The sequence below is a fragment of the Scytonema hankhaensis NUACC26 genome (assembly GCF_045865695.1).
Lineage (GTDB): Bacteria > Cyanobacteriota > Cyanobacteriia > Cyanobacteriales > Nostocaceae > Scytonema.
This window is the reverse complement of the sequence record NZ_BAACAP010000187.1, coordinates 1-15,835: the sequence shown is the minus strand read 5'-3', so window position 1 is coordinate 15,835 and position 15,835 is coordinate 1. Positions and strand designations below refer to the sequence as shown.

Annotated in this window: 14 protein-coding genes; 5 read left to right on the top strand and 9 right to left on the bottom strand. The window is 40.5% G+C overall.

The features are described from left to right. Positions 1-3 precede the first annotated feature (3 nt). Genes ACKTT2_RS18865 through ACKTT2_RS18855 form a run of 3 tightly spaced genes read right to left on the bottom strand, consistent with a single transcriptional unit; the run spans position 4 to position 3,502 of the window. Positions 4-1,812 (bottom strand): ligand-binding sensor domain-containing protein, encoded by a 1,809-nt coding sequence (locus tag ACKTT2_RS18865; protein ID WP_407889683.1) that lies wholly within the window; start codon positions 1,810-1,812, stop codon positions 4-6. Further along, on the bottom strand, positions 1,809-2,615 hold the full coding sequence (locus ACKTT2_RS18860; RefSeq protein WP_407889681.1) for a hypothetical protein: 807 nt from the start codon (positions 2,613-2,615) through the stop codon (positions 1,809-1,811). The genes ACKTT2_RS18865 and ACKTT2_RS18860 overlap by 4 nt, the downstream gene beginning before the upstream one ends. Beyond that, positions 2,612-3,502, bottom strand: a complete 891-nt coding sequence (locus tag ACKTT2_RS18855; protein WP_407889679.1) for a clostripain-related cysteine peptidase — start codon at positions 3,500-3,502, stop codon at positions 2,612-2,614. The genes ACKTT2_RS18860 and ACKTT2_RS18855 overlap by 4 nt, the downstream gene beginning before the upstream one ends. 320 nt (positions 3,503-3,822) lie before the next feature. Here ACKTT2_RS18855 and ACKTT2_RS18850 point away from each other — a divergent pair, with 320 nt between their 5' ends. After that, positions 3,823-4,170, top strand: coding sequence for a hypothetical protein (locus tag ACKTT2_RS18850; protein WP_407889677.1), 348 nt, complete (start codon positions 3,823-3,825; stop codon positions 4,168-4,170). A 287-nt stretch (positions 4,171-4,457) separates the two neighbouring features. Here ACKTT2_RS18850 and ACKTT2_RS18845 read toward each other — a convergent pair whose 3' ends face one another. After that, positions 4,458-5,822 carry a hypothetical protein gene (locus ACKTT2_RS18845; RefSeq protein WP_407889675.1) on the bottom strand — a complete coding sequence of 455 codons (1,365 nt, stop codon included), beginning with the start codon at positions 5,820-5,822 and terminating at the stop codon, positions 4,458-4,460. 983 nt (positions 5,823-6,805) lie between these two features. Here ACKTT2_RS18845 and ACKTT2_RS18840 point away from each other — a divergent pair. The 3 genes from ACKTT2_RS18840 to ACKTT2_RS18830 all read left to right on the top strand — a co-directional run bounded on the left by ACKTT2_RS18840 (position 6,806) and on the right by ACKTT2_RS18830 (position 9,226). After that, positions 6,806-7,168, top strand: coding sequence for a hypothetical protein (locus ACKTT2_RS18840; protein ID WP_407889673.1), 363 nt, complete (start codon positions 6,806-6,808; stop codon positions 7,166-7,168). 321 nt (positions 7,169-7,489) lie between these two features. After that, entirely contained in the window at positions 7,490-8,584 is a 1,095-nt protein-coding gene (locus ACKTT2_RS18835; protein WP_407889671.1) for a response regulator, read from the top strand. Between the two features lie 27 nt (positions 8,585-8,611). Beyond that, entirely contained in the window at positions 8,612-9,226 is a 615-nt protein-coding gene (locus ACKTT2_RS18830) for a sensor histidine kinase (protein WP_407889669.1), read from the top strand. Here the strand turns inward: ACKTT2_RS18830 and ACKTT2_RS18825 are convergent. The 4 genes from ACKTT2_RS18825 to ACKTT2_RS18810 all read right to left on the bottom strand — a co-directional run bounded on the left by ACKTT2_RS18825 (position 9,207) and on the right by ACKTT2_RS18810 (position 13,249). Beyond that, positions 9,207-10,037, bottom strand: a complete 831-nt coding sequence (locus ACKTT2_RS18825) for a dienelactone hydrolase family protein (protein ID WP_407889667.1) — start codon at positions 10,035-10,037, stop codon at positions 9,207-9,209. The genes ACKTT2_RS18830 and ACKTT2_RS18825 overlap by 20 nt on opposite strands. A 443-nt stretch (positions 10,038-10,480) precedes the next feature. Continuing rightward, positions 10,481-11,524, bottom strand: a complete 1,044-nt coding sequence (locus tag ACKTT2_RS18820; protein ID WP_407889665.1) for a threonine aldolase family protein — start codon at positions 11,522-11,524, stop codon at positions 10,481-10,483. A 57-nt stretch (positions 11,525-11,581) separates the two neighbouring features. After that, a complete protein-coding gene (truB, locus tag ACKTT2_RS18815; RefSeq protein WP_407889663.1) occupies positions 11,582-12,469 on the bottom strand; it encodes a tRNA pseudouridine(55) synthase TruB in 888 nt (295 codons plus the stop codon). Positions 12,470-12,658: 189 nt separating this feature from the next. Beyond that, positions 12,659-13,249 (bottom strand): isochorismatase family protein, encoded by a 591-nt coding sequence (locus ACKTT2_RS18810; RefSeq protein WP_407889661.1) that lies wholly within the window; start codon positions 13,247-13,249, stop codon positions 12,659-12,661. A 91-nt stretch (positions 13,250-13,340) separates the two neighbouring features. Here ACKTT2_RS18810 and ACKTT2_RS18805 point away from each other — a divergent pair, with 91 nt between their 5' ends. Continuing rightward, on the top strand, positions 13,341-13,721 hold the full coding sequence (locus ACKTT2_RS18805; RefSeq protein WP_407889659.1) for a winged helix-turn-helix transcriptional regulator: 381 nt from the start codon (positions 13,341-13,343) through the stop codon (positions 13,719-13,721). Between the two features lie 167 nt (positions 13,722-13,888). On the opposite strand, the gene ACKTT2_RS18800 is transcribed toward ACKTT2_RS18805, so the two are convergent. Next, positions 13,889-15,592: an alpha/beta hydrolase gene (locus ACKTT2_RS18800; protein WP_407889657.1), complete on the bottom strand. Its 1,704-nt coding sequence runs from the start codon at positions 15,590-15,592 to the stop codon at positions 13,889-13,891. Positions 15,593-15,835 lie beyond the last annotated feature (243 nt).

Sequence of the window (15,835 nt, the reverse complement as noted above, 5' to 3'; positions counted from 1 at the left end):
TTTTTAATTTAAAGTGATACAGCTGATACCAGCTTGAGTAACAATCCATAAAACATGAGTGCTTTCAACTAACGCAGTGACTCGCCGACTTGCTAATCCAGAGTTGATGCAGGTGTAATGCTCGCGAATGTTACGGGAAAAAGGATCGTAGCAAACAACGCCATCTTCACAGGCTAGCCAAATAGCTTTGAAATGTATAGAAGGAGCCACTACCCAAACTAGAGGGAAATTGCTTGGCAGTTTTAAGTTGTGCTGAACCCATTGACTATTTTTGAGAGTCCAAAGACCATTTGCAGTAGCAACACACAGGGTATTTTCAATAACAGCGAGATCGCAGACGGCTGCTTCCAAAGGACCTGGTTGATCTCCTACCAATTGCCACTTTCCGTTCATTAAACGATACAATCCTTGAGATGTTCCTATCCACCAGACCCCATCATATTGCAACATACACAGACTACCTGAAGGAGAACTTGGAACTACCTCTTCTGTCTTGACTGTCGTTAATCGCCATAATGCACGTTCTGTGAGAACGTAAGGATGACCATCCTGACCCATTGCCAACAATAACGGCAAACTGAGTGGTTGTGGGACTGGATTATAATCTGCTCGTGAGCCATCCAACAGTCGCTTGTCCATTCCATTAGGCCAACTTAATATCCAAAATGTGTTACTTGTGGAATTTAGGGCAAGCGCACGAATATCCTCATTGTTGTTGGAGAAAAACTGCCATTTTTTATTAGTTGATTGATAGGTAAACAACCCACCGACTGTACCTACCCATACCTGTTCGCTGTTTGGTTTGGAGATGACACAACGACCAAAGTTATATAAAATATCGTCTGGATCGGAAGTTAACAGGTCTAAATACCAAGAGCTATGACTGGGATTTATGACTTGTACTCCCGCTAGCAATTGGTCTGTTCCTACCCAAAGATAAGAATCACTCGTGCTAGCTGCGATTGCTCGAATTGTCACAGGCTGTTCTGACACCGGGACTTGCAGGCAGACATTTTCCTGTATTTGGAAAAGTCCATCAGATGTCAGTATCCAAATACGCTTCTCACTGACTGCTATTGCAAGTACTCGCCCACTGACTTTATCGTCCCAAAATTCTACTTTATTATTCTCAAGTAGACACAGACCTGTAGGCGTTCCAATCCAAATTCTTCCACTACGGTCTTTTGCAAGAGCAGTACAAGATTGAATTTCCTCTACTATTTGTTCGGGGGCTTGTTCGTGTGATGCTTGAAAAAGTCCCCAAGGATTACCTATGAGTAATTGCTTGTCATCAACGAGTAAAGCCAGGGTATCTGCAGTACTAACATCTGGCGTTGCTGACACGGGTTTGGGAGGCTGGCTCGGTTCGGGGATATAATACACCATTTCTTGCCCAGCAACCCAGATTCCCGGATAATTGCCTGCACCTGTAAGTGCGCGAACAGTCTCTGTTTGTAAATCAAAGTAAACTTGCCACCGTTGACCGTCAAAGTATGATAAGCCACCTTCGCTATGTCCTACCCATGGGCGTTCTTTTTCGTCCAAGCAAAGACATACAACTTCATTACCAGCCATACCATGTTCGCTACTATAACGCTGATAGGGCTGATTGTCTTTCCACTTCCAAGCAATGACTCCCCCAGTTGTGGCTATCCAAAGACAAGATGATTTAATTGCCATTGCGATCGCTCGCACTGATTTTTGAGAAACAAAGTTAGTCCATCCGGGGTATACTGCTTCTGGCTTGACTCCTTCAGAGGTTCCCGTAAAACGTGCAATACGCTGTTCTTCAAAGCGAGTAATTTTATTCATAGCACCTCTCCCCCTTGAGTGCGGGCTGCTTTGATTTGGGCTATCTTGACTTCCAATTCAAGAATTTCTTGCTTTAATTTAGCGATCGCATCTTGTTTTGCTTGTTTGGTTTCAGCAATAAAAGTTTGCCACTCCTGTAAGTGTTCGGGTGATTTCTCCCGATTGCGCCACAGTTCCCAAATTCCCAAATAGTCACGGTAACGAAATTTTTGTAGATCGACTTCACCGGATAGGTAGCTGCAATACTCCTGTAACTCTTTAGCCCATTCCTTCAGCATATCCAGTTTAGATGGATCGCCAGCACTAGTGCGAGCATAATTCTCAAAAATACTCCAATCTAATAAAGCTAGAGCTTCACCTAAGGGGCGATCGACATCATCAGCGATACGATTTATCTGACCCAAAACGCTAGCATCAAGCTTAAACCTGTAAAATCGATTGACTAGCTTTTTTAGCTTGTCCCTAGCTTCAGTCCCTGGCTTTTTTTGACTCGATTTATCTTTGGGCTTTGGGGTGATTATTACAGGTTGTTGCAACTTTGATTGGTCGCTCTTATCCAGCTTTAGTGGTTGGATGGGTTTATGTTTCAGTCTGGAAGTGTTTAGAATACGTACTTCTGCTTCCAATTTGCTTTTTTGTGCCGCGAGAGTGGCTAGTTGGGAATCTTCTTCAGCAATCGATTTGTTGTACTCGTCTCGTGCCTGCTCTATCGTTAAATAGGATTCTAACTCATGTGTGAGTGATTGTATTTTAACGTAGATTGGATGTATTTCATCTAACCATGCCCCATCTGCTAAAGTCACAGTTGTAAAACCTCATTACCTTCTTGAGAACTGACTATATACTCGGTATTTGTCCGCAACTGGTATGCCACTTCCACCATGCTCATTAAACAAGCATCCATACCAATTAAGCTGACCTTTTGCCCAGTTTTTTCCTCTGCTTCCTGAAAGGCTTGCTGAAGTTTGGCATTGTCGAGGAAATCCATTGATGAGTCGTCAAAAGCGATCGCTCGTGATTCCTCATCTTGGAGTTGCAGCACTTCCGTAACAGAGGACAGGAAAAAAGCACGAGACAAACGTCGATTATTGCGGGTTAACGAGCGGACTTCATTCTGAGTCGCTCGAAAATCCACTCCTCGTTCGCGAGCAAATTCATAGATATCATCTTCTTTCCAACCAGTACCGTGATTCCAAAGAATGACAGCATAGTTTTCCGCCGGATAATTCTCAATCCCCCAAACAATAAAATCTCGTAAAGATTGAGGATCTCCCGTATTTTGTTCTGGAATATTCTCAATTTGAGAACGAATAGAAGTAGTGCCTTTTAGCGGGGTAGAACGGTTTATATAGTTTTCTGTATAATTTACCTCAGGCTCTTCCTCACCTTTACGACGTGCATTCCGTGGTGGTTTTAGATTTTCTGTGTTTTCTTGTGTATTATTCTCGGTTTCAGAATCTTCTTGAACAGGACTGAGGTAAATTCGATAGGTATTTTCGCGGTCTTCTAAAGTATCAAACTGGACTAAAACTGTCACTTCGTCAGTGGAACCTACTCTCTCCATTTTTCTAATATCTTCCCACCCTTGACTTGCCATGGGAAACATCAACTGAGTCCCGTCCTTGAATACTTTACCGTTATCTCCTGCCATGTAAACCATTAAAGTCCAACGACGCTCTGTTTGAGTCATAATTCTTAACAAATGAACGACAAGCGAGGAGAGAGTTTCCCCTGATACTTACTAGGTGCAGGGATATTCAGCTTATGCGCTCTTGGGATAGAGATTTAGAGATGATTTATAAAGTAAACATTAAGACATCGTGGGTTGGATTGAGCAACGAAACCTAACAATAAGGGTTCAATGTTGGGTTTCGTTCCTCAACCCAACCTACGTAATATACGATGTTGGTGATTCTCAAAGACGGAAAGACGCACCAAATAGCTTTGCGTCTTTGCGCCTTTGCGTGAGATTTAAATAACATGAGTTTATAGTCTTCAAGGTCTGAAATTATGACTGACTCTCAACCTCCCCTTCCACAACCACAATTAATACCTAGTGGTATCACCAGCGAACAATACGAATATTACATTCCAGCAAAATTAGAATTTAGCAATGGATACTTGGGCAATTCCGAACAAGACCAGATAGGATTTCAGCTAGCTGTTCTAACCAATATGGGATTACTGAAAGCAATCTACACTGTAGAGGCGTTATTGTGGGTAGAAGCCTTAGAACTTTATCTAAGGAAAAAGTTAGAAATTGTCGATGCTGACCCAGATGTGTATGAGGTACTGCTCGAAAGATTAAATCGGGCTATGGAAGATTTAACTGTAGTAGTTCAGTATCTAGAAGATTAATTTTGAGTGTATTTTAGTACAATTGGGTGCATTTTACCTGAATAATTTAAGATTTCTAATATTTCTTGTTAATATCGAGTAGTCGATAAAACGTAGTAAATCGTAGGAATTACTCGTTTTTCATCGTTCACTTTCTTATACTCCTCTGTAGTCGTTATTAGTAGCAAGTGGTTTCTAGAACCAACCACATAGATAACGTAGTTCAGTAGGAATAACTAGGCAGTCTACCCTTGCCTAATGTGTTAATCGTGGTCGTTGCTTACCATTCAAGGATTAACACATACCTCTCAAATTACTTTGTCTGAGGCTTTCCGCAATACGAATATTGCGTTAGTTCTGTGACGTAATATTGCTTTTAATCCGATATTTCTCGCGGCGTTCAAACCTGAGTGAGCAGAATAGGAAGTATTGATGTTGACTACAAAATTAGCACCTTTTTGGTAAGAATTTTCTAGCTTACCCTCTTTAATTAAATTAATGGCTAAAAAGCCACTATAATTATCTAATCGTGCTAACTCCTGTCCCCAAGGATCTAATCGAGAAGTATCTCTGGGATTTACACGAGTCGTAAGAATTCCATAATCTTGGAATGCAATGCGACTAACCTCATTAAATACTTTCGACTTTAACCAGTACGCTCTTTTCTGATTTGAACGCTTGGAATACTTACCTTTACATGGTTTCAAGTTTTTCAGATGTTCAAAAGAAATAACGCTACAGTTCCAGTACATAGCAAATTCCACTATTTCTCTTGCTATGGCTCGTCCTGCTTCGTTCTCTCTATTAGAGATTTTCTCCCATCTCTGATTACAGAAACCTTTTTTCACTATTCCAGTTTTTCTCATTCGGATTGCTATGAGTCCTAAATCTCTCTTCCTAAGCTTTGTATGATTGGTTTGTTTTATGAAGTGACGTGTAACCTCAACAACCTCGTCATTAGCTGCGATTTCTAGAACAGATAGAATAGCAATATTATTCTCTAAATCTGTATCGACTCCAAGAATGCGAACCGAGTCGTTAGCTAATAATTTCTTACATCCTCCTGTGGCAGATACATATTTCTGTAACGTAAAAGTAATAAAAGCATTATCACCCTTAGTCACAATGCTTGATGATGCTTTATGCCAACCGTTTAAACCAGTGTCGTCATGCTGATAGTTAGGTGCTTGGTAGTGAAACTTAATCCATTTCCACTGACCTTTTACCAAAATTTTCAGCATGATTGAACTACCAGTATCTTTTTTCCACATACCAGCGTCATAGCTAGGAGAGAAATTAAAACGACGTGGTTGAACGGGCGGTTTATGATGTTTGTGTTTTTGAGGTCTAGCTAACCATCTTTGGTAATTGCTATTCCACGAACACCAAGCACCTATTGCTTTGCGGATAGCTGAACGCCTTAAGACTGCTGGAATATCAATTCTGAATTCATATTGACTTCCCTTAGAACTAAGAGCTTCGTAAGCGTACCAACCAGATAATTCACAATCATCTGATAATACGTGTTCTGGGAAAGTATTAACCAAGGCGAAATAAAAAGAAACGGCTTCATTATAACGAGCTTTAGTTGACGTTAAATCAAATCCTTGCCTTAGCAATTTACATCGCAATGATTTTTGGATTAGATTGAAACCTTTCTTTTTTTTCAGCATAAGTTAATCACCTCATACACATATTATCTTCACAGATTTACTCCGTGCATGTCAACTTCTTGGGTCATCTTTTTTTCAGAACGCCTGAGAAAATATAATTTGTTAGAAAAACAGTGCATTCTACTCTTAAAGGCGCTCCACGTGAAAAAAAGGTGGCAGCCTTATAAACAACTTGTACCATCTGTATTAGGGCTGGAATGGAGCCAGAAAAAATGGGGAAACCTTCTTGCGCTAACAATCTCTGCCATAGATAACAATCTTTTTATTAAGGTTTCCCCATTTTTTAAGAACTTGGACTCCCGGATGCTCCGACCAATAAAGGCTGCCACCTTTTTTTATGGGTCAAATGAAATAAAGTCATCCATAAGCTCAGTCAGGAGGCGTTTTGTAAGAATTATTTAACACAACGATGGAGCAATTATTTAAATTACAAAACCATTCGATCAAATCAAACCCAAAGCGATCGCTCGCGCTCTTTATGAGCGACGACAACACTATCTATCTCCCCCCTGGCAACTCGCAAATCAACTGGATAAATTTTTTTCGCTGAAAATTCAAACCAGAACTATTATCCGTAATGCATTCGCTTCTGTAGGTATTTACTCCCAAGATAATCCACTTGGGCTTTTAGATCGTCTTTTTGGAACGTAGTTGAAACACGCGCATAAAGAAAAGAACAGTTGTGGCGCTGCTAGTTTTTATTTTTTCAAGTGAAGTGACAGACGGGACGACGATGCCCACACTTGGGACTTCAGACATTCTATTTTTCCCTCATAAAGCCCAATCTACAAGAGTTCTAGGATGAAATCCATATCTTTTTTGTACATATTCGGAGTTAAAAACATAAAATCATAGCTAATACGCTTACATTAGCTATCTTACACAGATTTATTCCGTTTTATCAAGAAAAACTACGTTATACTGCTTTTAGATTACATGACAAGGACTGACAATTTAATGCCCAGAACAAGGCAAATGTTTTTATGCGCCAGGAAGATGCTATCCACCCGCGTCCGCGTCGCCAATTCAAACAAGAGTCAGAAGATTTTACTCGACCTCGCCCGCGTCCTCGGTCAGAACGACCGGATTTTAATGAGCCAGAACTGAAACCTGTCTCTGGGCAACACATTCGCCTCTTAGATGTTGAGAAACCCGAAGGGCGCGTAATTTGCGAGTGCTGGCACTGCAAAGAAGGGGTGTTGATTCAGCATCAACGAGAACCACAACAGGAAGAAATTAAGGTGACTTGTCCTCATTGTGGTAGGGTCGCAATTAAGTTACAGATCGCTAAAATTATGTCGGCGATCGCTATTCCATCACCTTGGAGTGACCACCTGACCACCTGACCACCTGACCACCTGACCAGTGAACGGAGGCTAGATATCTGCACTTTCTACTACGGATGAATTAGTAGGGTGGGCAATGCCCACCACATATAGATTTTGTACGGCATAGCCCTACCTACGTATATCTCAAAAATTAAATAGGATTCCTATAATATTTTACGCATTTCTACGGTATATTCCTAGAGAAGAAATGTGAGACCTTATATTTGAGTTAGTTTCAACATAAATTGGAATTATTTATCTTTTAAAAAAATTGTACATAGTTTAAAAATATATCAATTTATTAAGAATGATTAAAAAGTGAATCTTGAAAATAATATTATGGTGAAAAGTCAAGAAAATTATTCAGGTCATATCTTACTCGTTGATGATACGCCAGATAACTTACGCTTACTATCTAAAATTCTAGAAGAAAATGGATTTAAGGTTAGAAAAACTATTAGTGGAAAAATGGCACTTCAATCAGCACGGATAGAACCGCCAGAACTAATTCTACTAGATATTAATATGCCAGGTTTAAATGGCTATGAAGTTTGTCAGGAATTAAAATCTAACGAAGAAACAGCTAATATACCCATTATTTTTATTAGCGCATTAGACCAGACTGTGGATAAAGTTAAGGCATTTGAAAATGGAGGTACAGATTATATTACTAAACCTTTTCAAGAATTGGAAGTTTTGGCACGTGTTAGAAATCAATTGATTATCCATCATCAGCAGCAGCAATTATTTGCAAAAAATCAAGAATTGCAAGAAGAAATCCAAAAACGTCAACAGATAGCAGCACGATTGCAAAAGCTAAATAGTGTATTTGAAGACCAAGTTGTAGAACGGACATCTGAACTTCAACGCTCGCTAGAATTTGAGGAAAGTCTCAAACGCATCACCGATAAAGTTCGCGATCGCCTTGATGAAGAACAAATTTGGCAAACATCTGTTCGGGAATTAGCAGTTGGCTTACAACTGGAATTATGCTATTCTTCAATTGGCGATCGCGAATTAAAATCTTGTACTATTGGTCATGAATATGCCAGGGCTACTTCAACTCTTTTAAATAAGGATAGAATATTGGAATTAGTCCGGTTACCAGAAATCCATCAACAATTGCTTCAGGGGTTAAGCGTACAGTTTTGTTTGTGTCAACCTAGTTCAATCTTACAAGAACATTGTAAATACACGATTTTAGTCTGCCCTATTTTCGACGAGCGAAGTTTTTTAGGGAGTTTGTGGTTATTCAAGCCAGAGGACAAAAGTTTCGACCAACTTGAAGTTCGATTGGTTTTACAGGTGACAAATCAATGTGCAATTGCTATCCGTCAGGCTCGACTTTATCAAGCGGTACAGATACAGCTTGAAGAATTACAAAGGCTCAACCAACTCAAAGATGATTTTTTACGTACCATCTCTATTGAGTGACGATCTCCTATTGCTGATATCAAATCGTTGAGCCAAGTTTTAGCAACAGAAATTTGTAATAATGAAGCTCACAACAGCAAAGCGTCACAGTACTTAATAAATTTGCAGCAAGAGTGCGATCGCCAACTTTACTTTATTGAGAATTTGCTAGATTTACAATATTTAGAAGCCGGTATATGTCCTCTGGAACTGACAACACTCGATTTACACAATTGGATTCCCCATATCTTAGAAGCCTTTGTTGTACAAAATCGAGAACAACCGCTAACCGTAAAAGTTCAACTCGACCCCAAATTACCACTTTTAACAACAGACATATCCTGTTTTGAACGCATTCTCCACGATCTCTTGCAAAATGCTTACAGGTATGCCTTAAATGGTGATATTACTATTGCTGCTCGTTCAATCTCTGAAAAAATTCACTTGAGCGTGGCTTATTATGGGGCAGAAGTTTCTGGATTGGAACTGTCTCAGATATTTGACAAATTCTACCGCATTCCCAATAATCAATCTCCAAGACCAAACAACAGTGGCTTGGAATTAGCGATCGTCAGAAAATTGGTAGAGTATTTAGGAGGTTCCATTCAAGTGGAATCGCGATCCGGGCAAGTTTGCTTTACTGTTACACTTTATACTTCTTAAACCATGCTTGAAGGCGTTGCCATCCGTCTTTTGCCTCTCTTTCTCGGTAAGAGGGACGATAATCGGCAAAAAAGGCATGTGGTGCATTGGGGTAAACAACAATTTCGGATTTGCTGCTACTAGATTTCAGTTGCTCGCGCATTTGGTCTACTGTAGCTAGGGGAATACCCGTATCTTCGCCACCATAAAGTCCGAGTACGGGGACTTTTAGAGTCGATGCAATATCAACAGGATGCTTTGGCGTTAATTCACTAGCATCGCCAACTAATCTCCCATACCACGCCACACCTGCTTTAACTTTAGGATTGCGTGCGGCATACAGCCAGGTAATGCGACCCCCCCAGCAAAAACCTGTAATTGCTAGTTGTTCGGCATTACCTTTGGCTGATTTTACAGCCCATTCTGCCGTAGCATCAAGATCGGACATCACTTGCTCATCTGGTACCTTCACAACTATCTTACGAATTTCATCTATGTTGCTTAACTTTGAGACATCCCCCTGACGCACAAACAATTCAGGTGCAATTGCCAAGTACCCTAACTTAGCAAAACGACGACAAACATCCTGAATGTGTTCGTGTACGCCAAAAATTTCCTGAATTACCAAAACAGTTGGGAAATTTTGACCTGTGGCAGGCATTGCTCTATAAGCAGGAATTGTTCCATCTTTAACGGGAATTTTCACCGCACCAGCAACCAACCCTTGGGCAGAGGTTGTAATGACTTTAGCAGAAACGGGTTGTACGGCTAGAGCAAAACCCGTTGCTAGGGAAGCAGTGACAATGAATTCGCGGCGCGTTATTTCGTTCATCTTCTTTAACCTCTAGCTATACGATCGCGATCTTTAGTTTTACAAAAAATTAGCATAAAGTAGCCATACAAGAGCGAGTCTTCACGCGATCTCCAAACTTAACTAGAATTGAGTCATAAACCTCTCCGGATAAAGATGTAAGGGCGCAAGGCTTTTAAGATTGTAAAGAAAGATGTGACCAATGCATAGCTTAAAAAGGGGGGAAAATACTCTTACTCCCTTCCCGTCAGAAGATTACCATTACACGTAGGGTGGGCAGTACCCACCGTTAGGCTTTGGTGGGCATAGCCCCACCTACAAAGAGCGGTAATTTTAGAGCCCAAAGGGAGTAAAGTCCCCCATTGTAAGGAGGATTTAGGGGGAGCTTGAATATTTTGCTACTGATGAAAGGACTTTTCAAACATCCTCTTATAGTGCTGTTTTAAGTTTCAAAAACTAATTTTTTATATCTTTACAACTGCTTCTTTAATATCCCTAATTAATTCATCCATTCTTGCCTGAGTTGTATTCCACGAACACATAAATCGTACTCCTCCTACACCAATAAAGGTGTAAAATTGCCAGTTCTTTGCTTGTAGCTGTGCGATCGCTTGTTCGGGCAATTTGACAAAAACACTATTAGCCTCCCTAGGAAACATTATTTCAACACCTTCTATCTGTAATAATTTGTTTTCTAAATATTCAGCACACTGATTGGCATGACGTGCATTGTTAAGCCAAGCATTCGTTTCCAATAAACCGAGCCAAGGTGCAGCAATAAATCGCATTTTTGAGGCAAGTTGCCCTGCTTGTTTGCAACGATAGGCAAAATCTTCTGCTAAAGTTTTATTAAAAAAAATAATTGCCTCTCCCATTGCCATACCATTCTTTGTGCCGCAAAAACACAAAACATCTACCCCACTTTTCCACGTTAGCTCAGCAGGGCTTTTATTAATTGAAACCACTGCATTAGCAAATCGCGCTCCATCCATATGAATTTTTAAATTGTACTTTTTCGCAATAGACTTAATAGCAAGCAACTCATCTGTAGAATAGAGCGTACCTAATTCTGTCGCTTGAGTCAGACTAATGACTTTTGGTTTGGGATAGTGTATGTCAATTCTTTTTTTGACAATACCTTCTATTGCATCTGGGGTTAACTTACCATTTTCTCCTTTCGCCAATAACAGTTTAGAGCCATTAGAAGCAAATTCAGGAGCACCACATTCATCAGTTTCAATATGTGCAGTTTCGTGGCAAATAACACTGTGGTAAGACTGGCATAATGAAGCCAATGCTAATGAATTAGCAGCAGTGCCATTAAAAACAAAAAATATCTCACAATCAATTTCAAACAAATCTCGAAAACGGTCTGTAGCTTTCTGAGTCCATATATCATTTCCATAAGCAGGAACGCTACCCTGGTTTGCTTTAATCGTGTATTCCAATGCTTCCGGGCAAATACCGGAGTAATTATCACTGGCAAATTGCTCTAAATAAGAATCCATGCGCTATATACTTTTTTAGGTGTGGTTCACAAAATACTCTATGTTACCAAAACAAAGTTAAATTGCTTCAAAAACCATTTCTGGAACCAGCAATGGATTGTCAGTGGAATCTAATACTTGAGCAATTCCCAAGAATCGCCCATCTTCATGGTAAACCCGTACAAGTCCCGAAACTTCTTGAATAACAGCCACGCGCTGACCTTGACACCATTTTTGAGCAAAAGTTGTCGGTAAAGTAACGGATGCAAGATGTTGTAATGGTGCATCAGAGGGCATAGGTTGAAAAGCCCCTGCTTGCAGTTGTGCTTCCAAATCGCTTAACGTTACACTCTCTGTTAAGTGGAACCCACTACTTGCAATCCGTTCCAAAGCCGCAAGAGTTCCACCAGTTTGTAAAGCAGTTCCCAAATCTCTAGCTATTGACCGAATATAAGTACCAGCCCCACAATGAATGACGACATCTAATTCTGGAAATTCTCCTTCTCGCCAATCCAAAATTTCCAGGCGGAAAATCTCGACTATGCGAATAGGTACTTCAACAGTTTCGCCTTTGCGTGCTAAATCGTACAAGCGCTTTCCTTGAACTTGAATAGCGCTGTACATGGGTGGAATTTGTTCAATTTTGCCGACAAATTGTTGCAGTAAAGGTTTCACTGTCTCCAAACTTAAATCCTGACAAGGTTGAGAGGCAACAACTTCACCCTGTAAATCATCAGTCGTCGTTTGCAAACCCAAACGAATAGTCGCTTTATATGCTTTTTCCCCAGGAAGGTATTGTAATAACCGAGTTGCTTTGCCCAATGCCATAGGTAGCACACCTGTTGCAGCTGGATCTAGAGTTCCGGCGTGTCCTATACGTTTAAGACGTAACAGTTTTCGTGTCTTTGCCACGCAATCGTGGGAAGTCCAGCCAAATGGTTTGTTGAGGTTGAGAAAGCCTTGCACGGTAAATTTTATAGTTTTTCTTTCTTTGAATCCGATTTATTATAGCAATCTATCTAATTTGTAAAAATTGAAAGGTTCAGATACCCGACTTCTTAAAGAAGTCGGGTATTTTGTTTTTGATAAATAATTTAGGACTACTATATAACGTCGAGTGGTGTCGTTGGTGGGTAAATCGCTGTGAAATCGGTACTATAGTAATTTTGAAAGAATTTCTTGGTACATAATTGTTTGGATCGTTTTCCCAAAATCATGTGACCACGATACTGCTAACTCTGCCATAACTTGATTTGTTGAAGTCAGGGTGACACCATGACTAGACATTCTCTGTAAAGCCATTTCATCGGCAATTGTCGTTGGCGATCCACCTGCATCAACTACAACTTGCACTTCGTAACCATCTTCGACGGCGCTGATTGCTGGATATACGATGCAAACGTCATTAGTTAAGCCTGCCATAATCAACTTCTTTTTACCCGTCGCCTCAACCGCTTGTTTGTATTCTTCATATTCCCAACAATCCACGATACCGGGACGTTTTATTCTCTGCGCGTATTCTTCCGGCGCAATAGTTTGTAAATCTTCGAGCAATAAGCCTTGAAACTCGGTTTCCATACTGCTAGTTAAAACAAGCGGCATACCCGTTTCCTTTGCAGTACGAGCAAGAGCGCGGGTGTTTTGTACGATCTCTTCTCGCGGCAAATTTCGAGCCAGTTTAATTGTGCCTTGTTGATGGTCAATCAATAGCATTGCTGAATTATGAACAGTAAATTTATTTTTCATTTTTAGCCTTCTGAAATCACGTGCCGATTATATTGTGCGTTGTTTTTAATAAGCAAGTAGGTACAAAATAGTACCATACGCACAAAAATGTATGCATAAACCTGAAACACCCACTTCTAACCTGCTCGACTCTCACCCCTATTTACGGCAAACCCTCGACCTAGTTGCCGATAAATGGATTGTGGCAGCCTTATATGTTCTCTCTCACGGTACAAAGCGTTATAGTGAATTGCAGCGAGAGATTGGCGATATTTCTCAACGAATGCTCACTCGTACTCTGCGCGACTTAGAACGAAATGGTCTGATTGAGCGTCAAGTATATCCCGTTATACCGGCAAGAGTTGAATACTCATTAACTCCCTTAGGGCAAACCTTGAGTCAAGTGCTAAAAAGTCTTTGTGAATGGTCAAAAGTTAACTTTCAAGATGTAGAGGCTGCAAGAAATCAATATGACGGTGCTGAACTTGATTGAGCTTTTATGAAACAACTGTCCAATCTCGTAGAGGGTGATTGCAGATAAAAAATCAAGAACTTTTTTTGAAACCTGTAACAAAGGCTTCATTTATTCCGGATTTTTTACATCGCGGCATTCAGCCTTTGTTATCAGATTAAATATTCCAACTTATGATGTGGTTAAAATTACTTCTTAAACCCTCGTGCCAATTCGTTTCTTGTCAAAGACTTTATAAAAGTTAAACTGACAGACTGACCGGATATGGCTTTGGTATAAGCAGCATTAAGGAATGTTTTATATTCTGGCATATCTGCAACATAAGTCGCAAAAAATGGTAAACTCAAAACGGTTAAATACCGACGTGCAAGGCTAGGATTTTCTCCAACTAATTCTGATGGTAGTGGAAATTGATTAGTACTTCCTTTACCTTCTCCAATTGCTGAAAAATGGCTTGTTTTTGAAATAACAGCTAAGTATTTTTGTGAGTTTTCAATCCAGGAAAAAGGGACTATTTGTTCGTATAAAGCTGGTGCAATGGTGTCATCACTACTAGCAGCAATCAGGACTGGAGTTTGAATTTGACTTAATCCAGTTTCTCCAAAAATACTGCTTGTAATTGGATTGACGGCTACCACGGCTTTGACTCTTTTGTCTCGGAAATCATAGACTTTGCGTTCGCGAAGCGGCTGCCTTGCAGCATCGCTCTGGTGCAAGGCAAGTGCATTACACTGAAGAAGTAGAGATAAATTCCAAGTGTCTTTAATAGAATTTTCTCGACAATCTTTTGCCAACCGCTCGAAGTTAACTCTTGCACCTGCTAGTGCTAAAGCCGTATAACCTCCAAAGGAGTGACCAAAAACTCCTACTTGTTGTAGATTGAGCCGACCTTTATAACGAGAGTCAACTTTATTAAGATCTTCTAGCCGATCTAATATATACTTAATATCTAGAGGTCGATTTTGAAACTCATCTGGCGGTGCTACTTCATTTGTTTTGCCGTTGAGAAGCGATCGCAATTGTTTAGTATCGCTACCAGGGTGATTGGGAACAACGACAGCAAAGCCGTGAGAAGCAAGGTGAGTTGCTACATAGGTGAAGTTACTACTGTCCGAACCCAAACCGTGAGAAACAACAATAACAGGAACTCGACCTTGAGTGTTAGGAAGGTAAATATCGGTCAGCAAAAATCGGTTGCGGGTAGCATCAAAAAACTTCAAAGTTTGTTTTTGCCCTCTATATCGTCCTTTTCTCCTTAAATCTGGTTGGAGAGACAGATTAAATGGTAGTTTGCTGGCAGATGCTTCTATGCTTGACTTTTCTTCAACTGCAGCAACTGCACGTTTGGTCTCATTGACAAGTTTTTCTAACTCCGATGCCATGCCCATAGTACGTGCCAAGTCAATGTACATACTACGGCTAGGATACTTGCGCAATATATTTAATAAAGTTAAACCTTCCGGTTCAGCAGCTGCTAGAATCAGCGCCGAACGTAAAGCGTGTAAGCTTGGTTTTGGTTGGCGAGATTCCGTTCTAATAACTTCTCCCAAACGATTGAGTAAAAATTCTCCTTGTGGAGTATAAAGAAATTGGGAAATGGCGACATGGTTGACTTTGATGGGTGTCAGTAATACTCGCCGCAACTGTTGAAGTTGCCCTTTTTTAAGATATTGCTTGTAAACGTCCAAATCATTGTCAATAGCACCAGTTTTAGCATAGTCTTCTAATGCTTGGATGGAAATAGAACGTTCAAAAGCAGAATACGATGCGTAAATTCGTTCGGCGGCAAAGGCGGAATTGCCTAATCCAAATGTTGGTAGCAAAGCAGATAAAACTAGCGGTAGAGAATTTTTTCTCAGGGCGCTAGTCCAATGACTAAATAAGGTGTTCATCGGTTTAATTGTGCAAGGAAGTGATGTTGGAGGAGGCGCTTTTGTGTGGTAGCTGTGCAGTCAACCTGGAAAGGATGGTGAGATATGCCTCAAAATAACAAACTTAGCAGGTATGAGTTACTGATGACTAGTATCTACAGAGGGTACTTTTTTTGGCAGCGACCAGTGACCAGTGACCACCTGACCAGTGACCAGTGACCACCTGACCAGTGACCAGTGACCACCTGACCAGTGACCAGTGAC

Bases quoted from the DNA above. Each gene is read 5' to 3' on its own strand.
- ACKTT2_RS18865 (WP_407889683.1), bottom strand. From the start codon at position 1,812: ATGAATAAAATTACTCGCTTTGAAGAACAGCGTATTGCACGTTTTACG.
- ACKTT2_RS18855 (WP_407889679.1), bottom strand. From the start codon at position 3,502: ATGACTCAAACAGAGCGTCGTTGGACTTTAATGGTTTACATGGCAGGA.
- ACKTT2_RS18850 (WP_407889677.1), top strand. From the start codon at position 3,823: ATGACTGACTCTCAACCTCCCCTTCCACAACCACAATTAATACCTAGT.
- ACKTT2_RS18845 (WP_407889675.1), bottom strand. From the start codon at position 5,822: ATGCTGAAAAAAAAGAAAGGTTTCAATCTAATCCAAAAATCATTGCGA.
- ACKTT2_RS18840 (WP_407889673.1), top strand. From the start codon at position 6,806: ATGCGCCAGGAAGATGCTATCCACCCGCGTCCGCGTCGCCAATTCAAA.
- ACKTT2_RS18835 (WP_407889671.1), top strand. From the start codon at position 7,490: ATGGTGAAAAGTCAAGAAAATTATTCAGGTCATATCTTACTCGTTGAT.
- ACKTT2_RS18825 (WP_407889667.1), bottom strand. From the start codon at position 10,037: ATGAACGAAATAACGCGCCGCGAATTCATTGTCACTGCTTCCCTAGCA.
- ACKTT2_RS18820 (WP_407889665.1), bottom strand. From the start codon at position 11,524: ATGGATTCTTATTTAGAGCAATTTGCCAGTGATAATTACTCCGGTATT.
- ACKTT2_RS18810 (WP_407889661.1), bottom strand. From the start codon at position 13,249: ATGAAAAATAAATTTACTGTTCATAATTCAGCAATGCTATTGATTGAC.
- ACKTT2_RS18805 (WP_407889659.1), top strand. From the start codon at position 13,341: ATGCATAAACCTGAAACACCCACTTCTAACCTGCTCGACTCTCACCCC.
- ACKTT2_RS18800 (WP_407889657.1), bottom strand. From the start codon at position 15,592: ATGAACACCTTATTTAGTCATTGGACTAGCGCCCTGAGAAAAAATTCT.